18 protein-coding genes and 1 pseudogene are annotated in these 22,303 nt (G+C 71.3%); 12 read left to right on the forward strand and 7 right to left on the reverse strand.

The window, feature by feature from the left end:
* A pseudogene (locus DFQ15_RS15610) lies at nt 1-607 on the forward strand (IS5 family transposase); the annotation flags it as partial.
* Between the two features lie 414 nt (nt 608-1,021).
* On the opposite strand, the gene DFQ15_RS15615 reads toward DFQ15_RS15610, so the two are convergent.
* The 5 genes from DFQ15_RS15615 to DFQ15_RS15635 all read right to left on the reverse strand — a co-directional run bounded on the left by DFQ15_RS15615 (nt 1,022) and on the right by DFQ15_RS15635 (nt 8,571).
* Entirely contained in the window at nt 1,022-2,446 is a 1,425-nt protein-coding gene (locus DFQ15_RS15615) for an FAD-binding oxidoreductase (protein WP_110466867.1), read from the reverse strand.
* A 146-nt stretch (nt 2,447-2,592) separates the two neighbouring features.
* Nucleotides 2,593-3,912, reverse strand: a complete 1,320-nt coding sequence (locus DFQ15_RS15620; protein WP_374941035.1) for an iron-containing redox enzyme family protein — start codon at nt 3,910-3,912, stop codon at nt 2,593-2,595.
* Between the two features lie 12 nt (nt 3,913-3,924).
* Entirely contained in the window at nt 3,925-4,122 is a 198-nt protein-coding gene (locus DFQ15_RS15625) for a hypothetical protein (protein ID WP_110466868.1), read from the reverse strand.
* A 244-nt stretch (nt 4,123-4,366) separates the two neighbouring features.
* Nucleotides 4,367-6,034 carry a methyl-accepting chemotaxis protein gene (locus DFQ15_RS15630; RefSeq protein ID WP_110466869.1) on the reverse strand — a complete coding sequence of 556 codons (1,668 nt, stop codon included), beginning with the start codon at nt 6,032-6,034 and terminating at the stop codon, nt 4,367-4,369.
* A 191-nt stretch (nt 6,035-6,225) separates the two neighbouring features.
* On the reverse strand, nt 6,226-8,571 hold the full coding sequence (locus DFQ15_RS15635; RefSeq protein WP_110466870.1) for a heavy metal translocating P-type ATPase: 2,346 nt from the start codon (nt 8,569-8,571) through the stop codon (nt 6,226-6,228).
* 114 nt (nt 8,572-8,685) lie between these two features.
* Between DFQ15_RS15635 and ykgO the strand changes: the two genes are divergently transcribed.
* From ykgO to DFQ15_RS15690, 11 genes are all read left to right on the forward strand, one after another.
* Nucleotides 8,686-8,835, forward strand: a complete 150-nt coding sequence (ykgO, locus tag DFQ15_RS15640) for a type B 50S ribosomal protein L36 (protein WP_110466871.1) — start codon at nt 8,686-8,688, stop codon at nt 8,833-8,835.
* A 3-nt stretch (nt 8,836-8,838) separates the two neighbouring features.
* Nucleotides 8,839-10,065 carry a zinc metallochaperone GTPase ZigA gene (gene zigA, locus DFQ15_RS15645; protein ID WP_110466872.1) on the forward strand — a complete coding sequence of 409 codons (1,227 nt, stop codon included), beginning with the start codon at nt 8,839-8,841 and terminating at the stop codon, nt 10,063-10,065.
* Nucleotides 10,066-10,142: 77 nt separating this feature from the next.
* Entirely contained in the window at nt 10,143-10,730 is a 588-nt protein-coding gene (locus tag DFQ15_RS15650; RefSeq protein WP_233504552.1) for a DUF2796 domain-containing protein, read from the forward strand.
* Between the two features lie 4 nt (nt 10,731-10,734).
* Nucleotides 10,735-11,442, forward strand: a complete 708-nt coding sequence (locus DFQ15_RS15655; protein WP_110466892.1) for an ATP-binding cassette domain-containing protein — start codon at nt 10,735-10,737, stop codon at nt 11,440-11,442.
* A complete protein-coding gene (locus tag DFQ15_RS15660; RefSeq protein ID WP_110466873.1) occupies nt 11,439-12,710 on the forward strand; it encodes an ABC transporter permease in 1,272 nt (423 codons plus the stop codon). Before DFQ15_RS15655 ends, DFQ15_RS15660 begins: the two co-directional genes overlap by 4 nt.
* 180 nt (nt 12,711-12,890) lie before the next feature.
* A complete protein-coding gene (locus DFQ15_RS15665) occupies nt 12,891-13,448 on the forward strand; it encodes a DUF3299 domain-containing protein (protein WP_110466874.1) in 558 nt (185 codons plus the stop codon).
* A gap of 56 nt (nt 13,449-13,504) precedes the next feature.
* Complete coding sequence (locus DFQ15_RS15670) at nt 13,505-13,699, forward strand: heavy-metal-associated domain-containing protein (protein ID WP_110466875.1); 195 nt, start codon at nt 13,505-13,507, stop codon at nt 13,697-13,699.
* 380 nt (nt 13,700-14,079) lie between these two features.
* Nucleotides 14,080-15,336 carry an efflux RND transporter periplasmic adaptor subunit gene (locus DFQ15_RS15675; RefSeq protein ID WP_110466876.1) on the forward strand — a complete coding sequence of 419 codons (1,257 nt, stop codon included), beginning with the start codon at nt 14,080-14,082 and terminating at the stop codon, nt 15,334-15,336.
* A 63-nt stretch (nt 15,337-15,399) separates the two neighbouring features.
* Nucleotides 15,400-18,561: an efflux RND transporter permease subunit gene (locus DFQ15_RS15680; protein WP_110466877.1), complete on the forward strand. Its 3,162-nt coding sequence runs from the start codon at nt 15,400-15,402 to the stop codon at nt 18,559-18,561.
* Nucleotides 18,558-20,096: an efflux transporter outer membrane subunit gene (locus DFQ15_RS15685; RefSeq protein ID WP_233504553.1), complete on the forward strand. Its 1,539-nt coding sequence runs from the start codon at nt 18,558-18,560 to the stop codon at nt 20,094-20,096. The genes DFQ15_RS15680 and DFQ15_RS15685 overlap by 4 nt, the downstream gene beginning before the upstream one ends.
* 3 nt (nt 20,097-20,099) lie before the next feature.
* A complete protein-coding gene (locus tag DFQ15_RS15690) occupies nt 20,100-21,119 on the forward strand; it encodes a hypothetical protein (RefSeq protein ID WP_110466879.1) in 1,020 nt (339 codons plus the stop codon).
* A 23-nt stretch (nt 21,120-21,142) separates the two neighbouring features.
* Here the strand turns inward: DFQ15_RS15690 and DFQ15_RS15695 are convergent, their stop codons facing one another.
* Together DFQ15_RS15695 and ureG are read right to left on the reverse strand one after the other, a co-directional pair.
* Entirely contained in the window at nt 21,143-21,619 is a 477-nt protein-coding gene (locus DFQ15_RS15695) for a PIN domain-containing protein (RefSeq protein WP_110466880.1), read from the reverse strand.
* A gap of 16 nt (nt 21,620-21,635) precedes the next feature.
* A complete protein-coding gene (gene ureG / locus DFQ15_RS15700; RefSeq protein ID WP_110466881.1) occupies nt 21,636-22,298 on the reverse strand; it encodes an urease accessory protein UreG in 663 nt (220 codons plus the stop codon).
* Between the last annotated feature and the right edge of the window lie 5 nt (nt 22,299-22,303).

Genomic DNA, 22,303 nt, shown 5'->3' on the forward strand with positions numbered 1-22,303 from the left:
TGGCGACCGTCAACGATCTGCTGAGCCACAAGGGCCTGCTGCTGCGCGCGGGCACCGTCGTGGATGCCACCCTCATCGCCGCGCCGAGTTCGACCGAGAACCAGGACAAGGCGCGCGACCCGGAGATGCACTCCAGCCAGAAAGGCAACGAGTGGCACTTCGGGATGAAGGCCCATATCGGAGTCGATGCCGACTCGGGCCTGGTGCACACGGTGCGGGGCACATCGGGGCATGTGGCAGATGTCGTCGAAGCCCGCAACCTGCTGCACGGGCAAGAGAAGGACGCCTTCGGCGATGCGGGCTACCAAGGGGCAGCCAAGCGGCCCGATGCGAAGGAGGGTGTGCAGTGGCACATCGCCTGCGCCCGGGCAAGAGAAAAGCGCTCGACAAGACCCGGCCGGTGGACGCGCTCGTCGTCCGGCTCGAGAAACTCAAGGCCGGTATCCGGGCCAAGGTGGAACACCCCTTCCGGGTGATCAAGCGGCAGTTCGGCCACGTCAAGGTGCGCTACCGGGGCTTGAAGAAGAACACGGCCCAGCTCTTGACGCTGTTCGCGCTGTCGAACCTGTGGATGGTGCGCGGCAAACTGCTGGCGATGCCGGCATGAGTGCGTCTGCGCAGGCCCCAAAGGGCAAAAAAGCCGAGAAATCGGACCGTTTGGACGCCTGATCGAGCAGCAGATCAAGACCAAGCAGCGCCTCCGGGGCAAACGCACCATGCTCGGTCACCTACCTCGGCAAACGCAGCTTTGTGCAGACCTTCCTTAACAGTTGAAATGCAATGAAAACGAAGATAAATTTCAACGCCCTTGCAAAGCGCAAAGAATTTAGCGGATTCAAACCTGAAGCGCAACACTTGTGTTGCGCTTCAGGTTTGAATCCGCCCCAATATCGGCTCCACAGCCGGCATGCGCCGGCGGCATCGGCACGATCTCGCGGTCAGTGGCGCGTTTACGCAAGTGCAGTGTTGTTTTGCACCCTTGGGCAGGAAGCGCCGCTCGAAGCAGAAAAGCAGCCGCAACCTACATCGCGAAAATCTTCCCCGGATTCATGATGTTCTTCGGGTCCAGCGCGCGCTTCAAGGTCCGCATCATGTCCACCGCTCCGGCGCCCGCCTCGTCCACCAGAAAACCCATCTTGTGCAGTCCGATGCCGTGTTCGCCGGTGCAGGTGCCTTCCAGGCGCAGGGCGCGCTCGACCAGGGTGTGGTTCAGCCGCTCCGCCGTCGAGCGCTCCTCCACGCTGTCGGGATCGATCAAATAGCCGAAGTGGAAGTTGCCGTCGCCCACGTGGCCCACCAGGAAGTACGGGATGCCGCTCGCATCGGCCTCGGTGACCGAGTCGAGCAGGCAGTCGGCCAGGCGCGAGATCGGCACGCAGGTGTCGGTGGAGATGGCGCGGCAGCCGGGCCGCGACTGGATCGCGGCGAAGTAGGCGTTGTGGCGGGCCGTCCAGAGGCGGGTGCGCTCCTCGGGCGTGCTGGCCCATTCGAAAGCGTTGCCGCTGAATTCGGCCGCGATGTCCTGCACCGTCTCGGCCTGCTCCTTCACGCTGGCGGGCGAGCCGTGGAACTCCATCAGCAGCATCGGCTCCTCGCGCAGCGTGGTGCGCGAATGGGCGTTCACCATGCGCACCGTGTTGGCGTCGATCAGCTCGACCCGGGCGATCGGCACGCCCATCTGGATCGTCTGGATGGTGGTGCGCACCGCGGCCTCGATGCTCGGGAACGAGCAGACCGCGGCCGACACCGCCTCGGGCAGCGGGTACAGGCGCAGGGTGACCTCGGTGATGACGCCCAGCGTGCCTTCGCTGCCGACAAAAAGCCGGGTCAGGTCGTAGCCGGCGGCCGACTTGCGGGCCCGGGTGCCGGTGCGGATCGCCTCGCCCTGGGCGGTGACCACCTCCAGCGCCAGCACGTTCTCGCGCATGGTGCCGTAGCGCACCGCGTTGGTCCCGCTGGCGCGGGTGGCGGCCATGCCGCCGATGGAGGCGTCGGCGCCGGGGTCTACGGGGAAGAACAGGCCGGTGTCCTTGATCTGCTCGTTGAGTTGCTTGCGGCTGATGCCCGGCTGCACGGTGACGGTGAGGTCCTCGGAATCGAGCCGCAGCACCCGGTTCATCCGTGACACGTCGACGCGGATGCCGCCCTGCACCGCCAGCAGATGGCCTTCCAGCGACGATCCGCTGCCGAAGGCGATCACCGGCACCGCGTGCGCGTCGGCGATGCGCACGGCATCGGCCACGTCCTGCGTGCTCCCCGCGAAGACGACGGCCGCGGGCGGCGGGGCGATGAAGGACGATTCGTCGCGGCCATGCTGCTCGCGCACCGCCGCTGCAAAGGAACACCGGGCGCCGAAGCGGGCCGACAGGGCGTCGAGCATGGCGGGCGGCACATCGCGCAAGGCCAGCGCGGGCAGGAGCTGGGACGACGACAGCGGGGCATTCATGGAACAGGTCTCCGGTTCTGGATGGCAGCCCCGATTTTGCGCCGCAAGGCAAAAGGGGGACCGCGGCGCAGCCCGTATCCGCCTTTCTGTCTTTGCCGGATGCGCGACCTGCTACAGCAGACCTGCGCCGTAGCCGAAGCGGCCGCCTAGACGTGGGCCAGCGCGACGAAGCGCTGCGTCGCCAGCAGGCCGGCCGGCATCCAGTGGCGCGAGGGGGCCATCTCGGCGACCAGCAGGCGGGCGAGCGTCTGGCTGTCGGGCGCCTGGGCCATCTGGACCTGCAGCGCGTCCACGTCCACGTCGAGCATCGACTCGGGCGACGGCGCGGCTGCGGCACTCGCATTGCGGGCGCTGTCGAGCCGCTGCTGCGCGCGGAAGCTGCGGGGGCGTCGCAGCGGCGTTGCACCTTCGGGCGCGACCGGTGCGGCAGAGGGCGGGACCAAGGCGGCGCCGTCGGCGCTGGCGTCGCCGCGTAGCCAGTCCTGGATCACCTGCAATTCGTAGGTGCTGAACACGCCGAACATCTCGGCATGGTCGCCGTCGAGCAGGCGCCAGAAGCGACTCTCCTGCGGCGGGGCGTTGCGCACGATCCAGCCGCTTTGCTCCAGCGCCTGCAGAAAGCCCGGGACCCGCGACGGTTGCGACAGCCAGTCGTTCACGCTGCGGCCCGCTACGCGGCAGTAGTCCGAATGGGCACCGTGGCCGGCCACGCTCTTGCGCTTGAAGATGCGCTCTATCTCGTCCTGGATGTCGAATCCGCCGATCACGCCGTGGATGCCGGCACCCAGTTCGTTGAGCCGAAAGCCGTTGCGCACCCGCTGCCAGAAGGCATCGGGATCGCCCAGCCGCGGCATCGCGGTCTGTACCGCCTGCACCGCGCGCAGGGCGTGGCCGGTGTCGGCGTTGTCGACGGTGACGTGCAGCGTGAAGTAGTACGGGTCGATGCCCAGCTCGTTCAGTTCGTACGCGGTGATCGGCAGGTGCAGCGGCAGCTGTTCGTAGCCCAGGTTGAAGCCGATCACCTCGGGCAGCAGCGCATCGGTGTGGGCCGCCAGCGCGAGTTGGATCGCGCCCTGGGTGTAGTGGTCGTCCGGAAGATCCTGCCAGTGTTCCAGGCCATGGGTGGCCAGCAACTGCCGGAACAGCAGCACGTGGTTGCGATCGGCCCGGCCGTCGCCCAGCTCTTCGATGTAGGTGCGCACCAGGTCGGCATAGCGCGGGTTCTGCCAGTGGCGCAACACGCCATAGAGCCAGGCGCCGTCGACCATCTTGGTGGGGGCCACACCGCGCAGGAAGGCGAGGGCGTGCGAGCGGTTCCGGAAAAACCGGCGCGGTGCGCCGGCCTTGCGATCGGCCAGGTACTCCTGGTAGCGGGCGCCGACGACTGCGGTGCCCGATTCCATCCAGGCGGCCAAGCCGTCGATGCTGTCGGGCAGGGCGCATTCGACCTGCGACGCATCGACCAAGCGGGCGTTCAGCTAGGCGCGCGATGCCGCCAGGGCTTGTGCGTCTTCCGGTTGGTTCCAGAGAGATTCGTAATGGGCGCGGTCGGTGCGGGCGGCCGGATCGTTGGCGGGGTTCTGGCGTGCACCGGCCTGCCAGGGTGCGGAGCCGTTCGCATTCAGGACAGGATGCGCAGCGGACGCGGTTTCGGCAGGATGGGAGAGTGCAAGCATGTGGACCTTGGGCGCCCCGGGGAGGGGGACGCGGATGTGCGGGATTCGTCAACGAACGACGACTGTCGCTGCCGTGGCATGCCGGCTCTATCGGTCCGGGGCCGGTACCCCCGTGGGAGGTCTCCTACGGCTGGGAAATGTTCTGCAGGACATGCCATCCGCGTCCCGCAGCGCGCAAAAAAAGCGCCCCGCGGGACGCTCGTCGCATCGACCCTTGGCCGCACGTTTGGTGCGGCTTCGGGGCTCAGGCGGTCAGCGAGGGCCGGTCCGCCAGCGGCACCGCGGGCGCGGCACCCGTGCCGCGGCGCAGATCCTGGCCGGCGGTCTGCAGGCGCATCGCCTGTACCGCTCCTTCTTCCAGGCGGAACTGGCGCACCACCTCGGCGAGCCGTGCCGCCTGCTCGCGCAGCGATTCGGCTGCGGCGGCCGATTGCTCCACAAGGGCTGCGTTCTGCTGGGTCATGTGGTCGATGTCGGTCACCGACTGGCTCACCTCGCCGATGCCGGCGGACTGCTCGGCGGCTGCGGCGGTGATCTCGCTGATCACGTCGCTCACCCGCTGCACGCCGCCGACGATTTCCTTCATCGCCGAGCCGGCTTCTTCCACCAGGCGCACGCCCCCGTCGACCGCCGACACGCTGTTCTTGATCAGGCCCTTGATTTCGCTGGCCGCCTCGGCCGAGCGCTGGGCCAGGCCCCGCACTTCCGACGCCACCACCGCGAAGCCGCGGCCCTGCTCGCCGGCGCGGGCCGCTTCCACCGCCGCGTTCAGCGCCAGGATGTTGGTCTGAAAAGCGATCGAATCGATCAGGCCGATGATGTCGTTGATCTTGCGGCTGGAGGAGGCGATCTCCTGCATGCTGGCCACCGCCTGCTGCACCACGCTTCCGCCGCGGGTGGCGGCGGTCGACGCGGTGGAGGCGAGCTGGTTGGCCAATTGCGCCGACGAGGCGGTCTGCTGTACGTTGCCGCTGAGTTCGGAGATGGAGGACACGGTCTGCTGCACGTTGCCGGCGGTCTGCTCGGTACGGCCCGACAGGTCCTGGTTACCGGTGGCGATCTCCTGGCTGGCGGTGGCGATGTTCTCGCTGGAGTCGCGCACCTGCGCCACCATCGCGCCCAGGCCCTGCTGCATGCCGGCCAGCGCGCGCTGCAGGTCGGCCAGTTCGTCCTTGCCTTCTACGGCCATGCGCTGCGACAGGTCGCCGCCGGCGATCGCCTCGGCCGAGCGGCGTGCCACTTCGAGCGGACCGCAGATCGAGCGCATGTTGAGCACGGTGAGCGGCACCACCTTCAGCACCATCAGCGCGACGATGCCGGCGAAGAGCATCAGCGTCCGCCGGGCCACCTGGCGCTGCTCGGCCAGCGCGCCGTCGAGCTGCCGGCGCTGGCCGGCTTCGAGGGCGGCGAGCTGCTTCTCGGCCGCGTCGTATTCGGCCACCGCGCGGGTGCTCATGCGGCTGGCGGTGGTGGCGGATTCGTAGCCGCTGCTCTCCAGCTGGTTGGCCACGCCGGTGAAGAGCTGGCGGTAGGCGCCCAGCTTCTGCAGCAGGCCGTTCATCAGCGCGGCGTCTTCCGCGTTGCGGCCTTCGATGAAGATCTTGCCGACCTTCTCGGCGCGGTCCTGCGCCTCGATCCACTTGGCGCGCTGGGCCTTCACCGCCTCGGCACGCTCGTACTGGATGATCATTTCCTTTTCGGTGATCCGCACCCCGGCCATCGCGCCGCGCAGCTCGGCCATCTGCTCGGTGGCGCGGGCCGCGGCGCCCATGGTCGTCTCGCCCATCTGCTGGATGCGCAGCATCCCGATGGCTCCGGCCCCGCCCAGCAGGCACAGCAGGACCAGCACGACGCCGATGGCGCCATACATGCGAAACCGGATGGTGTAGCGGCGCAGCGAAAGAAAACCCATGATCGACACTCCCTGGAAACGGCTGGCTCCCCCGGCGCGACCGCTCGTGCGACCTACCGCGATATCGTCGAAGACGCCGTCGAGGCGTGGGGATATGTAGAAGGCGTGGAGAGTTTGCCAGCACGCAGGTGTTTTTCGACCGGATCGTGTGGGGCTGGATCCCGATTTCGTGAAAATCGTCACGCAAGCCCCTAGGGCTTACCCTCGGTTCGGGCCGTGCCCACCGGCTTCCAGCGGCGCAGCAGCAACGCGTTGGCCAGCACGCTTACCGAGCTGAGTGCCATCGCCGCGCCCGCCACCACCGGGCTCAGAAGGCCGAAGGCCGCCAGCGGAACGCCCGCCAGGTTGTAGACGAAGGCCCAGAACAGGTTCTGCCGGATCTTCGCCACGGTGCGCCGGGCGACATCGAGTGCGGCGCCCACCAGCGCCGGGTCGGGCCGCATCAGGGTGATGCCGGCCGCCTGCATCGCCACGTCGGTTCCGCTGCCGATGGCGATGCCTACGTCGGCCGCGGCCAGCGCCGGCGCGTCGTTGATGCCGTCGCCCACCATCGCCACCGTGCGGCCGGCCCGCTGCAGCGCGCGCACCGCCTCGGCCTTGCCGGCCGGCAGCACCTCGGCCTGCACCTCGTCGGCGGCCAGGCCCAGGCGCGCGGCCATCGCCAGGGCCGCGCCGCGGTTGTCGCCCGACAGCAGCAGCAGCCGCACCGGCCGCGTCCGCAGGGCCTGCAGCGCCGCCCGCGCGCCGGGCCGCGGCGCATCGCCGAAGGCCAGCAGGCCCAGCAGCCGCGGCGCGGCCCGGCCGGGCAGGCGCTCCGCCAGGGCCGAGACGGTGTGGCCCTCGGCCTGAAGCGCGGCGGCGCGCCGGCCGAGAGTGGCCGCCGACGCGTCGTCGGCCGTGCCGGCACCGGTGGCAAGCTGCATAACGCCTTCGGACTCCATCCAGCGCAGACTGCCCAGCAGCAGCCGCCGGCCTTCGACCGTGCCTTCGGTGCCGCGGCCCGGCACGGCGCGGGCACTGTGCAGCGTCGGCAGCGCCAGGCCTTGCGATTCGGCGGCTGCCAGCACCGCGCGGGCCAGCGGATGCTCGCTGCCGGCCTGCAGGCCGGCCGCCAGGCGTAGCAGTTGAGCACTCTCGATCGCCGGCGTGTCGGCCGAGGCCGATACCGCCTCCAGCGCGGCGAGCGTCGGCCGGCCGACGGTCAGGGTGCCGGACTTGTCGAAGACGACGGTGTCGACCTTCTGCGCCCGCTCCAGCGCCTCGGCGTCGCGGACCAGGATGCCGTGGCGGGCCGCCACGCCGGTGCCGGCCATCAGCGCGGCGGGCGTGGCCAGGCCCAGTGCGCAGGGGCAGGCGATCACCAGCACCGCCACCGCGTGCACCAGCGCCACTTCGATCCCGTGGCCCGCCATCCACCAGCCGGCCACCGTCAGCGCGGCGATGGCCAGCACCACCGGCACGAACACCGCGGCCACCCGGTCGACGGTGCGTTGGATCGGCGCCTTGGCCGCCTGCGCGTCCTCCACCAGCCGGATGATCCGGGCCAGCACCGACTCGGCGCCGGTGGCCGAGACCTCCATCACCAGCCGGCCGTCGCCGTTGACCGCGCCGCCGGTGAGGCTGTCACCGGGTGCCTTGTCCACCGGCAGCGGCTCGCCGGTCAGCATCGATTCGTCGGCCTGGGAGCGGCCCTCCAGCACCCGGCCGTCGGCGGGAATGCGCTCGCCGGGGCGCACCGCCAGCCGGTCGCCGGGCAGCAGTTCGGCCACCGGCAGGTCGACCTCGCGGGCGCCGCGCAGCACATGGGCGGTGGCGGGCCGCAGCGCCTGCAGCGCCCTGATCGCGGCGGTGGTCCGGCGCTTGGCACGGGCCTCGAGCCACTTGCCCAGCAGCACCAGCGTGATCACCACCGCCGAGGCCTCGAAGTAGAGGTGCGGATCCATGCCCGGCGCGGCCCGCCACCACAGCCATAGCGACAGGCCGAACGCGGCCGAGGTGCCCAGCGCCACCAGCAGGTCCATGTTGCCGGCACCCGCGCGCACCGCATGCCAGCCGGCCCGGTAGAAGCGGGCGCCCAGCCAGAACTGCACCGGGGCCGCCAGCAGCAGCTGCACCCAGGCCGGCAGAATCCCGTGCCCGCCCAGACCCGCCGCCATCGGCAGCACCAGCGGCGCCGACAGCGCGATGCCCGCGGTCACCGGCCCGACGCCGGCCCACGGCGACGCATCGGCCGCCGCGGCCTCGGCCGCTTCGGCGGTGCGCGGCTCGTAGCCCGCGTCCCGCACCGCGCGTCGCAGCCGCGCCTGCCAGTCGGCCGCCGCGGTGCCGCCGGCCGTCTCCGCTCCGGCCGGCCCACCGGTCACGCGGGCGGATTCGGTCGCCAGGTTCACCGCCGCGTCCTGCACGCCCGGCACCGCCTTCAGCGCCTTCTCCACCCGCGCGACGCAGGAGGCGCAGCTCATCCCGCCGATCGGGATATCGACCGGCAGCACGGTGACAGGTAAGGGGGAGGCGGGTGGGACAGGGGTGGTGCGCATGCCGCAAGGCTAAGGCCTGCCGCCTTGGCACGGTCGAGGCCGTGCCGCACTTCCTTTATTGATAATGCGATATCGTTTAAGCTGGCGGCTTGTCTATTCCCTTCGGAGAACACCATGCAGGTCCTGTCGTCCCTCAAGCAAGCCAAGCAGCGCCACCGCGACTGCCGGGTGGTCACGCGGCGGGGCCGCATCTACGTAATCTGCAAGTCCAACCCCCGGTTCAAGGCACGCCAGGGCGGCGCCGAGAACCGCCACAAGCGCTGACCGGTGCGCGCCGCTTCCACCCCGCGCCCGGCCGACGCCCGGCTTCCGGTCACGGTGCTGTCGGGCTTTCTCGGCGCCGGCAAGACCACGCTGCTCAACCACATCCTGCACAACCGCGAGGGGCGGCGGGTGGCGGTGATCGTCAACGACATGTCCGAGGTCAACATCGACGCGGCCCTGGTGCGCCAGGGCGGCGCCGAGCTGTCGCGCACCGACGAGCGGCTGGTCGAGATGAGCAACGGCTGCATCTGCTGCACTCTGCGCGAAGACCTGCTGCTGGAGGTGGGCCGCCTGGCCGCCGAGGGCCGGTTCGACCAACTGGTGATCGAATCGACCGGCATCTCCGAGCCGCTGCCGGTGGCCGAGACCTTCACCTTCCTCGGCGAGGACGGCCGCAGCCTGGGAGAGGTGGCCCGGCTCGACACCATGGTCACCGTGGTCGACGCCTGCAACTTCCTGCGCGACTACGGCTCGCGCGACAGCCTGCAGGCGCGCGGCCAGTCGATGGGCGAGGAAGACGGCCGCACCGTCGTCGACCTGCTGGTCGAGCAGATCGAGTTCTGCGACGTGCTGGTGCTCAACAAGGTGGACCTGGTGACGCCCGCCGAGCGCGACCGGCTGATCGACATCCTCCACGCGCTCAACCCGCAGGCGCGGATCGAGCCGGCCGCCTTCGGCCGTGTGGCGCTGGTCGGCGTCCTCGACACCGGCCTGTTCGATTTCGAGGAGGCGGCCCGCGCGCCCGGCTGGCTGCGCGAGCTGCGCGGCCAGCACCTGCCCGAGACCACCGCCTACGGCATCGCCAGCTTCGTCTACCGGGCACGCCGGCCGTTCCACCCGCAGCGCTTCTTCGCGCTGGTGGAGAGCGAATGGCCGGGCGTGGTGCGCTCCAAGGGCTTTTTCTGGCTGGCCAGCCGGCCCGGCTTCGCTGGCAACTGGTCGCAGGCCGGCGGCGTCTGCCGGCACGGTCCGGCGGGATACTGGTGGGCGGCGGTGCCCGAATCGGACTGGCCGCAGGATCCGCAGGCGCAGGCCCTGATCCGCGAACATTGGCAGCACGGCGTGGGCGATGCGCGCCAGGAGTTGGTGATGATCGGCATCGAGATGGACGAGCCCGCCCTGCGCCACCGGCTCGATGCCTGCCTGCTGACCGATGCCGAGATGGCCCTGGGGCCCTATGTCTGGCGCGGCTACCCCGACCCGTTTCCGGCCTGGGACGGCCCCGCATGATCCCCGCCGGTTCCGGCGCCGGTTCAGAATACCGGGCCTGCCACGGCGCCCCGTTGCCCGAACCGATGCCCATGCCCATGCCCATCTTCCTCCATCGCGCGCGGCGCCCGCCGCGTTTCATGTTCGCGGCCGCCCTGGTGCTGGCCCTGCCCGTGCTGTCTTGGGCGCAGGCTCCGGTGCCGCACGCGCACACGCACGGCCAGGCCCGGATCGACCTGGCGGTCGAGGGCGACGTCCTGACGCTGGCGCTCGGCGCGCCGCTCGACAGCCTGGTGGGTTTCGAGCACGCCCCGCGCACCGCGGCCGAGCGGCAGCGGGTGGCGCAGATGGCGGCGCGCCTGCGCGCGGCCGACACGCTGTTCGTCCCCGACCCGGCGGCCGGATGCACGCTGGCGGACGTGTCGCTGGAATCCCCCGTGCTCGGCCTGGCGCCGACGGCCGCCGCCGGTGCCGCCGGTTCCACCGGCGCTGCCGACGAGCATGCCGACCTCGACGCCACCGTCCGCTTCCAGTGCCGGCAGTCCGGACGGGCCCGTTTCGTCGAGGTGAGGCTGTTCGACGCCTTCCCCGCCCTGCGCGCGATCGAGGTGCAGGCCGCCACGCCGCAGGGCCAGTTCAGGCGCACGCTCACGCCGCGTGCGCCGCGGCTCGGCTGGGAGCGCTGAGGCGGTGGCGCCGGCCCTGCTGGAACTCTCGGGCGTGCGTTTCGCCTGGCCGCGCAGCGCGCAGGACTGCCTGGACATACCGTCGCTGGCGGTGGCCGCGGGCGAGACGCTCTTCCTGCACGGCCCCAGCGGCTGCGGCAAGAGCACGCTGCTGTCGCTGATGGCCGGCGTGCTGTTGCCGCAGGCCGGCACGGCCCGGCTGCAGGGCCGGGACTGGCGCGCGCTGGGCGCGGCCCGGCGCGATCGCCACCGCGTCGACCACCTCGGGTTCATCTTCCAGCAGTTCAACCTGCTGCCCTACCTGAGCGTGCTCGACAACGTGCTGCTGCCCTGCCGCTTCTCCGCCGCCCGCGCCGCCGCGGCCACCGCGCGCGCCGGCTCTGCCACCGCCGATGCGCAGGCCTGGCTGGAGGGCATGGGGCTGCCGCCGGCGCTCTGGGGACGGCCGGCGCGCAGCCTGTCGGTCGGCCAGCAGCAGCGGGTGGCGGCGGCCCGCGCGCTGGTGGGCCCGCCCGCCCTGGTCATCGCCGACGAGCCCACCAGCGCGCTCGACGAAGACCTGCGCAACGCCTTCCTCGACCGGCTGCTGGCCGCCTGCGCCGCGGCCGGCAGCGCCCTGGTCTTCGTGAGCCACGACCGGCGCATCGCACAGCGCTTCGGCCGCACCGTGGCGCTGCCCGAACTCAACCGCGCGGCCGGGGGCGGCGCATGAGGGCCGGCTTCCTGCTGGCGCTCGCCGCGCGCAGCGCCTGGAACCGCCGCTTCACGCTGGGCCTGGTGACGGGCTCGATCGCGCTCTCGACCTTCATGCTGCTGGGCGTGGAGCGGATCCGCACCGACTTGCGCGACAGCTTCACCTCGGCCATTTCGGGCACCGACCTGGTGGTGGGCGCGCGTACCGGCCCGGTCCAGCTGCTGCTGTATGCCGTCTTCCACATCGGCTCGGCCACCAACAACATCCGCTGGAGCAGCATCGAGGCCCTGCAGCGACAGCCGCGCGTGGCCTGGGTGGTGCCGCTGTCGCTGGGCGATTCGCACCACGGCTTTCCAGTGCTGGCCACCACGCCCGCGTACTTCGCGCATTTCCGTTACGGCGAGCGCCAGCCGCTGCGGCTGCAGCAGGGCCAGCCCTTCGCCGATCTGTTCGACGCGGTGATCGGTGCCGAGGTGGCCGAGCGCTTGGGCTACCGCCCGGGCCAGCGCATCGTGCTGGCGCACGGCAGCGGCGAACTCGACGGCGCCGAGCATGCCGACAAGCCCTTCACCGTCGTCGGCGTGCTGGCCCGCACCGGCACGCCGGTGGACCGCACGGTGCACATCGGCCTGGAAGCGATGGAAGCGCTGCACGTCGACTGGATGGGCGGTCTGCCGCCGTCGGCGGCCCGGGCCGCGGCGGCACCGGACATCCGCGGCCGCGATCTGCGGCCCCGCGCCGTCACCGCGGCGCTGGTGGGTCTCGACAACCGCGCCGCCGTCTTCTCGGTGCAGCGCCGCATCAACACCTTCGCCGACGAGCCGCTGATGGCGGTGCTGCCCGGCGTGGCGCTCGACGAGCTGTGGGAGGTGGTGGGCGCGGGCGAGCGCGGCCTGCTGCTGATGTCGGGCCTGGTGGCCGCGGTGAGCATGGCCGGCCTGGTGGCGGTGGTGCTGGCCGGCCTGCAGGAGCGCCGGCGCGAACTGGCGGTGCTGCGCGCCGTCGGCGCCACGCCGGCGCACCTGGTGGCGCTGCTGGCGGTCGAGGGCGCGCTGGTCACGCTGGCCGGCATCCTGGCGGGCGCGGGCCTGCTGCTGGCCGCGGCGGTGGCGCTGGCGCCGTGGCTGCAGTCGGCCTACGGCCTGTCGCTGCAGTGGCGGCAGCCCACCGCGCTGCAGGCCTGGCTGGCGGGCGGCTTGCTCGTCGCGGGCACGCTGGCGGGCCTCGTTCCCGGCTGGCGCGCCTACCGGCTGTCGCTGGCCGACGGGCTGTCGCCCCGAAACTAGAGCGCGTCGTGCACCTTGGCGTGCCCGCGAAGGCCGGGCCTCTCCCCCGTTCCCGGAGCGGGGGTCAAAGTGCACAACACGCGGTAGGGCACACCCCCTTGCAGGGGGCGCTGCCGGCGGCCCCGGCGAGGCCGGTTCGGCGGTATCCCAGGTAGGGTGAATGGTGGAAAATCCACGGCCATGCACCACGCCTTTCCTTCCGTTGCGCAGCGCCGCCGGTGGCTGCAGGCCGCCGCCGCGATGGTCTGCACCGCCGCCACCGGTGCCCGTGCCGCCGACTCTTTCAAGCCGATCGCGTGGGACGACCTGGTGCCGCCGGACTGGGACCCGATGAAATCCTTCCAGGACCTGCAGAACCTCTCGTCCGCGCCCGATGCCGACCCGCGGGTGCAGAAGCTCTACGAGCGGATGCGCAAGGTCTGGGACGAAGCGCCGACGGTGGCCGCGATGGACGGGCGGCGTGTGCGGATGCCGGGCTACGTCGTGCCGCTGGAAGAGGGCTGGCAGGGGTTGGGCGAATTCCTGCTGGTGCCGTATTTCGGCGCCTGCATCCACACGCCGCCGCCGCCGGCCAACCAGATCGTGCTGGTGCGGATCGATCCGCCCGCCAAGGGCTTTCGCAGCATGGACGCGGTCTGGGTCAACGGCACGCTGGGCCTTGCGCGCGGCAGCTCCGACATGGGTGCCAGCGCCTATTCCATGGTGGCCGACAGTGTGACCCGTTACCGTAAAAAATGAGCGCCCGGGCCGCGCGTGCGGGCGGCCCGGTCTCCCCTTTTTTCCGCGAGGTTTCCATGCGCCAGAAATTCGAAGTCAGCGGCATGAGCTGCGCCCACTGTTCCCAGGCCGTCCAGGACGCGGTCCAGGCGATCGACCCGCAGGCGCAGGTGACGGTCGATCTGCCCACCGGCCAGGTCGACGTGCTGAGCGAGCATCCGCGCGAAAGCCTGCGCCTGGCGATCGAGAACGCCGGCTACCGGGCGGCGTAGCGCGACGCCGCCGGTGCCGGTGGCCGCCCCGGCGCCGTTCGCGGGCTGCCGACCCTGAATATCGCGGCGCGACCGCGAGCGACGTGGCCCGCAAAACGAATGCTATTGAATTAATAGCATTTAGCCGGCGGCTGGCGCACGTTTCAGGTGTGGAAAATTCCGAGATGAAGGAAGGGCGCCGGCTACTTGCTATTGTTTTGGAAGCGTGCGACCGCTTTTGCGCGTGACCGGCAGCCCTCGGCGCGCCTCTTCGGCACCGCGTCCATCGGGCCGGACACCGTCTCGTCTGCCTCCGGGCAAAATCTGAACAGATTGTTGCCGCTTCATTCCCGGTTAACACAGCGCCTCCACCATCGCTCGTCGCTCCCTACCCAGAACCCATGAAGAACGTCCGATCGCTGCTGCCCGCAGTGCAGTGCCAGCCCGTGCTGGCGCTCATCCTCCTGGCGGCGCTGGCCGGCTGTTCCCGCAAGGCCGAGGCGCCACCGCCGGCGGGGCCGGCCGAGGTGGGCGTCTACGTTTTGAAGACGCAGCGCCAAGCCTTCACCACCGAGCTGCCCGGCCGCACCAGCGCGTTCCTGACGGCCGACATCCGGCCCCAGGTGGGCGGCATCGTGCAGAAGCGGCTGTTCACCGAAGGCGCGACCGTCAAGGCCGGGCAGGTGCTCTACCAGTTGGACCCGTCCACCTACCAGGCGGCGCAGGCCAGCGCCCAGGCCACGCTGGCGCGCAACCGGGCCACGGCCGGGGCGGCCGAGGTGACGGCCGGGCGCAACGCCGAGCTGGTGCGGATCGACGCGGTCAGCAAGCAGCTCAACGACCAGAGCCAGGCGGCGCTGGCACAGGCGCAGGCCGACGTGGCCACCGCCCGGGCGTCGGTCGAGACGGCCCGGATCAACCTGGGATTCACCCGCATCACCGCGCCGATCTCGGGGCGCATCGGCACCTCGGCGGTCACGCCGGGCGCGCTGGTCACCGCCAACCAGACGACGGCGCTGGCGACCATCCAGCAGCTCGACCCGCTCTATGTCGACGTGACCCAGTCCAGCGCCGAGGTGCTGCGCCTGAAGCGCGATTTCGCGGCCGGCCGGCTGACCCGCAGCGGTCCCGACGCGGCCCGCATCCGGCTGGTTCTGGAGGACGGCAGCCGCTACGCCCGCGAGGGCCGGCTGCAGTTCGCCGGGCTGAGCGTCAACGCCACGACCGGCGCGGTCACGCTGCGGGCCACCGTGCCCAACCCCGACGGCCTGCTGCTGCCCGGCATGTACGTGCGGGCGGTGGTCGAGGAAGGGGTGGACGAGGACGCGCTGCTGGCGCCCCAGCAGGGCATCCAGCGCGACGCGGTCGGCCGCGCCACCGCCCTGGTGGTCGATGCCGAAGACAAGGTGGTACGCCGCCAGGTCACCGTGGGCCGCGCGGTGGGCAACCGCTGGGTGGTGCAGCAGGGCCTGAACGCGGGCGACCGGCTGCTGGTCGAGGGCTCGATGCGGGCCCGGGTGGGCGACAAGGTCAAGCCGGTGGCGGTGGACGTGCCCGGGGCGCCGGCATCGGTCGGCACGGCACCCACCGACGCCGCGCCGGCAGCCGGCGGGGCCCCCGGCACCGCGCCGGCCACCGTCCCCGCCGCGGCGCGCTGACGCAGCCGCCGCCGCGCCGATCCCGCTCGCAGCCCGCACGCCCTTCAGGACGCACGCACCGCCATGGCACGTTTTTTCATCGACCGGCCCATCTTCGCCTGGGTCATCGCCATCGTCATCATGCTGGCGGGCGCGATGTCCATCCGCACGCTGCCGCTGGAGCAGTACCCCAACATCGCGCCGCCCTCGGTGTCGATCACGGCCAACTACACCGGCGCCTCGGCCAAGACGGTGGAGGACTCGGTCACCCAGGTGATCGAGCAGCAGTTGAAGGGCATCGACAACCTGATCTACATGGCGGCCACCAGCAGCTCGTCGGGCCAGTCGCGCACCACGCTCACCTTCGACGCCGGCACCAACCCCGACGTGGCGCAGATGCAGGTGCAGAACAAGCTGCAGCAGGCGATGCCGCGGCTGCCGCAGTCGGTGCAGAGCCAGGGCGTCACCGTCACCAAGGCGGGCAGCGACTTCCTGATGATCGTCTCGCTGTTCTCCGAGAATCCGGCCCTCACCCGCACCGACGTGGGCGACTACATCGCCAGCAACCTGGTCGACGTGATCGGCCGGATCGACGGCGTGGCCGAGGTGCAGGTGCTGGGCTCGGGCTATGCGATGCGCATCTGGCTCGACCCGCGCAAGCTGGAGAAATTCGCGCTGATCCCGTCCGACGTGGGCACCGCGCTCAACGCGCAGAACGCGCAGGTCTCGGCCGGCCAGCTCGGCGGGCTGCCGGCCACCTCGCAGCAGCTGCTCAACGCCACCGTCACCGCCCGCAGCAAGCTCACCACGCCCGAGCAGTTCGAGAACGTGGTGCTGCGCGCGGCGGCCGACGGCTCGCTGGTGCTGCTCAAGGACGTGGCCCGGGTCGAGCTGGGCGCCGAGAGCCTGACGGTCCAGTCGCGCCTGGCCGGCAGCGCCTCGGCCGGCATGGGCATCGTGCTGGCCAACGGCGCCAACGCGTTGAAGGTGTCCGAGGCGGTGGTCGCCCGGGTCAAGGAGCTGGAGCCCTTCTTCCCCAACCAGATGAAGGCGATCGTCAACTACGACACCACGCCCTTCGTGCAGGCCTCCATCCAGGAGGTGGTGAAGGCGCTGGCCGAGGCGATGCTGCTGGTCGTGCTGATCATGTACCTGTTCCTGCAGAACTGGCGCGCCACGCTGATCCCGGCGATCGCGGTGCCGGTGGTGCTGCTGGGCACCTTCGGCGTGCTGTCGGTGCTGGGCTATTCGATCAACACCCTCACCATGTTCGGCATGGTGCTGGCCATCGGCCTGCTGGTCGACGACGCGATCGTGGTGGTCGAGAACGTCGAGCGGGTCATGACCGAGGAGGGTCTGGGCCCCAAGGAGGCCACCCGCAAGTCGATGGACGAGATCACGCCGGCGCTGGTCGGCATCGCGATGGTGCTGTCGGCGGTGTTCATCCCGATGGCCTTCTTCGGCGGCTCCACCGGCATCATCTACCGGCAGTTCTCGATCACCATCGTCTCGGCGATGGCGCTGTCGGTGCTGGTGGCGCTCACCCTCACGCCGGCGCTCTGCGTGACGATGCTCAAGCACCAGCCGCACGACGAGGCAGGCCACCGCACGGTGCGCCGCGGCCCGCCGGGCTGGCTAGACCGCTTCTTCCTGTGGTTCAACCGCGGCTTCGACCGCACCGCGCACGGCACCGAGCGCACCGTGGGCACCATCGCCCGGCGCGGCAAGCGCACGATGCTGGTCTACCTGCTGCTGGCCGGCGGCATGGCGGTGCTGTTCATGCGGCTGCCCACCTCGTTCCTGCCGGTGGAGGACCAGGGCATCCTGACCGCCGACATCCGGCTGCCGCCCGGCGCGACCGACGTGCGCATCCAGCAGGTGGTGGCGCAGTTCGAGGACTACATCCGCCAGCAGCCCGAAGTGATCACCTACAACGTCTCCACCGGCACCGGCGGCGACCAGGGATCGGGCCGCGCCTTCATCAAGCTCAAGCCCTGGGAGGAGCGCCCCGGCCCCGACCAGACCGCCGACGCGATCGCCAGGCGGGCCAACGCGGCGCTGGCCAAGATCCGCGATGCGCGGGTGCTGGTGCTGCTGCCGCCGGCGGTGCGCGGGCTGGGTGCCAACGCCGGCTTCAACTTCCACATCGAGGACACCGGCGCCCTGGGCCACGACGCGCTGGTGAAGGCGCGCGACCGCTTCATCGCCGAGACCCGCAAGGACGCGCAGCTGACCGGCGTGCGCTCCAACAACCTGGAGGACGCGGCGCAGTTCGCGGTCGACATCGACGACCGCCGCGCCGGCGCGCTGGGCCTGGCCACCGCCGACATCAACAGCACCCTCTCGACCGCGCTGGGCGGCACCTACGTCAACGACTTCATCGACCGGGGCCGGGTCAAGCGGGTCTACATGCAGGGCGACGCGCCCTTCCGGATGCTGCCCGACGACATCGGCCGCTGGACGGTGCGCAATACCAGCGGGCAGATGGTGCCGTTCTCGTCCTTCTCGTCGCAGCAGTGGAGCTACGGCTCGCCGCAGCTGCAGCGCTACAACGGACGGCCGTCTTTCGAGATGGTGGGCAGCGCGGTCACCGGCGTCAGCTCGGGCGCGGCGATGGAGAAGGTCGAGCGGATCATGGCCGACATGCCGCAGGGCATCGCCCACGAATGGACCGGCGCCTCCTTCGAGGAGCGCCGCTCGGGCGCGCAGGCGCCGCTGCTCTACGCCGTCTCGATCCTGTTCGTGTTCCTGTGCCTGGCCGCGCTGTACGAGAGCTGGTCGGTGCCGTTCTCGGTGATCCTGGTGGTGCCGCTGGGCATCGTCGGCGCGGTGCTGTTCACCGGCCTGCGCGGCATGTCGAACGACGTGTACTTCCAGGTGGGGCTGCTCACCACCGTCGGCCTGTCGTGCAAGAACGCGATCCTGATCGTCGAGTTCGCCAAGCAGTTGCAGGAGCAGGGCAAGGAGCTGTTCGAGGCCACGCTGGAGGCGGTGCGCCTGCGGCTGCGGCCGATCCTGATGACCTCGCTGGCCTTCGGCTTCGGCGTCCTGCCGCTGGTGATCGGCACCGGCGCCGGTGCCGGCGGCCGCCAGGCCATCGGCACGGCGGTGTTCGGCGGCATGGTCAGCGCCACGGTGCTGGGCATCTTCTTCGTGCCGGTGTTCTTCGTGCTGATCCGCGGCTTCTTCGGCGAGCGCCGCCGCAAGACGACCGAAGGCACGACCGAGGAAGGACATCCGGCATGAGCGCCCGAGACACCGCCCCCGCGCCGACCGCTGCCCTTCGCCCCACCACGCTCGCCATGACCCGCGCCCTTTCCGCCACCCGGCCGCTGCCCGGCCACCCCGCCTGCGGACTGCGCGCCGCGCTGCGACTGACCGTGCTGTGCGGTGCCGCCCTGGTCGCCGCTTGCGGCAGCCTGGCGCCGGCCTACCGGCAGCCCGCCGCGCCGATCCCGGCCGACTGGAAGCCGGGCGCCGCCGCACCGGTCGCCGGTGCGCCCGCCGCCACCGCCACACCGCCGCAGGAACTGGCCTGGCGCGATTTCTTCCTCGACCCGCGGCTGCGCACCGTGGTCGGCCTGGCGCTGGAGAACAACCGCGACCTGCGGGTGGCGGCGCTCAACATCGAGCGGGCTCGCGCCCAGTATGGCATCCAGCGCGCCAACCTGTTCCCGTCGGTCAACGCCAGCGGCGGCGCCAGCCGCAGCCGCACCGCGGCAGACACGGCGGCCAGCGGACGCTCCGCCACCGGCAACCAGTTCAGCGCCGGCGTCGGCTTCGCCAGCTACGAACTCGACCTGTTCGGCCGGCTGAACAACCTGAACGACGCTGCACTGCAGACCTTCTTCTCCACCGCCGACACCCGCCGCAGCGTGCAGATCAGCCTGGTCGGCGACACCGCCACCGCCTGGCTCACGCTGGCGGCCGACCTGCGGCGGCTGCAGCTGGCGCAGGAGACCCTCGAGAGCCAGCAGGCCTCGTACGAGCTGACCCGCCGCGCCCACGACCTGGGCGCCGAATCGGGCCTGACGCTGGCGCAGGCCCGCACCACCGTCGATGCGGCCCGCTCCGACGTGGCCGGCTTCACCCGCCAGGCCGCGCAGGACCGCAATGCGCTGGCCCTGCTGGTCGGCGCGCCGGTGGACGACGCGCTGCTGCCCGCCGCCGAAGACGTGACCGTGCCGGCCGCGGCGCTGGTCGCGGTGCCGGCCGGCCTGCCGTCGGAGCTGCTGCAGAGCCGGCCCGACGTGCTGGCCGCCGAGCACACCCTGCAGGGCGCAGGCGCCAGCATCGGCGCGGCGCGTGCCGCCTTCTTCCCGCGGATCACCCTCACCGCCTCGGCCGGCAGCGCCAGCCGAGACCTGGACCGGCTCTTCGCAGGCGGCAACGGCACCTGGAGCTTCTCGCCCCAGATCGTGCTGCCGATCTTCACCGCCGGCGCCCTGCGCGCCAGCCTCGACGTGGCGCTGATCACCCGCGACATCAACGTCGCCCAGTACGAGAAGACGCTGCAGACCGCTTTTCGCGAAGTGAGCGACGCGCTCGACGCCCGGGCCAACCTGGGCGAGCAGCTCGATGCCCAGCGCTCCTTGCGCGATGCGTCGGCCACCGTGCTGCAGTTGTCGCAGGCGCGGTTTCGCACCGGGCTCGACAGCTACCTGGACGTGCTGGTCTCGCAGCGCGCGTTCTACACCGCGGGGCAGAACCTGATCACGCTGCAGCTGGCGGAGCAGGCCAACCGTATCACGCTCTACCGCGTGATGGGCGGCGGAGCGTAGCCCATGCGGGTGGCGGCCGCGCTGGTCGGACTGTGCTGCGCCCTGCTCCCGTGGTGCGCAGACGCCGCGGGCTGCGACACGGCTGCGTCCGATGCCTGCTACTTCGGCTTCGAGCCGCCGGCGGCGCAGGGGCGGCTGCACTACTACGCCTCGATTCCGCCGGGCACCGCCGCCGCCGCCGAGCCGACCCGCGCGCTGATCGCCCTGCACGGCCATCCGCGCGATGCGGGCAAGACCTTCGACGCCGCGCTGCGTGCGGTGCGGCAGGGCGGCCGCGCGGGCGACACGCTGGTCGTCGCGCCGCTGTTCCAGGTCGACGATGCGCGCGCGGCCCGGTGCAGCACGCCGGGCATGCCGCGCGCGCAGCCGGGCGATCTGCTGTGGACCTGCGCCTCGTGGCTGGAAGGCGCGCCGTCGGTCAACGGCGCCGGGCTTGGATCGTTCGCCGCGCTCGACGCGCTGGTGGCCGAGTTGCTGCGGCAATGGCCCGGCCTGCGGGTGGTGACGGTCGCCGGCTTCTCGGCCGGTGCGCAGATGGTCCAGCATGCGATCGGCTTCGCGGCGCCCGCGCCGGCCGGCGTGGCCCTGCGCTACGTCGTGGCCGACCCGGGCACCTGGCTGTACTTCGACGCGTTTCGGCCCGCGCCGGTCGACCCGGCCGCCTGTCCCGAGGTGAACCGCTGGAAGTACGGGCTGGACGCGCTGCCGGCGCACCTGCCCCGCACCGCCTCCCAGACACGCGCGGCGTACGCCGCCGCCGAGATCCACTACCTCGAAGGCGCGCTCGACAGCGGCGACGGCAAGGGCACCGCCTACCGGGCGCTCGACAAGTCGTGCGCCGCCGATGCGCAGGGCCCGTTCCGGCTGCAGCGCGGACAGGCCTACGTAGCGCACGAACGCACGCTGCGGGGCGCGGCGCTCGAACCGCGAGCGCTCGTCGTCGTGCCCCGTTGCGCCCACGACGTGGCCTGCGTGTTCCCGGCACCGGAAGCGCGGGCGGCTCTGCTGGGGGTGCCTCGCTGACGGAGGCGCGTGCCCGCCGCCGGCTAGGCGGCGCGCAGCGGCAGCAGCACCGCCGGGTCGACCGCCGCGGTGTCCAGCACCGTCCCGATCCGGGCGCCGTGCTGCAGCACGCGCTTGCGCATGCACAGCACCGCGCGGTCCTTGCTCAGCAGCTGCGCGCGGTGGGCGACGGCCAGGTCGATGAAGCCCTGGTCGTCCGGGTCCTTGCAGGTGGCGGCGACCTTGGGTGCGACCGGGACGATGCGGGCGTGGCGGTCGAACCGGGCCAGCACGTCGTCCGCCTGCAGTTTGTAGAACGCCAGGCGCGGCGCGATCTGCGGATAGGCGAGCACCCGGGCCAGCTCCCCCCGCATCGCATCGGTCGCGATCCAGTCGTGGCTGCCGGCGGCCAGCGCGACCCGCACCGGCGCGGCGGCGGTGTCGTCGAAAACGAACACGTCCAGCACGATGTTGGTGTCGAGCACCAGGCAGGGCCGTGCCTGCGCCGCAGCAGCTAGCACGGTTTCGGCAGCGCGTTCAAGCCGCCTGCAGCATGCCGCGCTGCTCGATGAAGGCGATCACCTGCGCCAGGCCGTCCTGGGTCTTCAGGTTGGTCATGACGTAAGGCCGCAGGCCCTGGGCGTTGGTGCGCATGCGGACGGTGTCCGATTCCATCACCGCCAGGTCGGCGCCCACGTGCGGCGCCAGGTCGGTCTTGTTGATGACGAACAGGTCGCTCTTGGTGATGCCCGGGCCGCCCTTGCGCGGAATCTTCTCGCCGGCGGCCACGTCGATCACGTAGATCGTCAGGTCGCTCAGCTCGGGGCTGAAGGTGGCGGCCAGGTTGTCGCCGCCGGATTCGACGAAGACGATGTCGGCGTCCGGAAACGCCTCCAGCATGCGGTCGATGGCCTCGAGGTTGATCGAGCAGTCCTCGCGGATCGCCGTGTGCGGGCAGCCGCCGGTCTCCACGCCCAGGATGCGCTCGGCCGGCAGCGCGCCGCTGACGGTCAGCAGCCGCTGGTCTTCCTTGGTGTAGATGTCGTTGGTGATCGCGACCAGGTCGTGCCGCGTGCGCATCGCCTTGCAGAGCATTTCGAGCAGCGTCGTCTTGCCCGAGCCGACCGGCCCGCCGATGCCGACGCGCAGCGGCGGGAGCTTCTTGGTGCGGTGGGGGATGTGGTGGAGTGCGGAAGTCATGGCGG

It is taken from the genome of Xylophilus ampelinus (genome assembly GCF_003217575.1).
Lineage (GTDB): Bacteria > Pseudomonadota > Gammaproteobacteria > Burkholderiales > Burkholderiaceae_C > Xylophilus > Xylophilus ampelinus.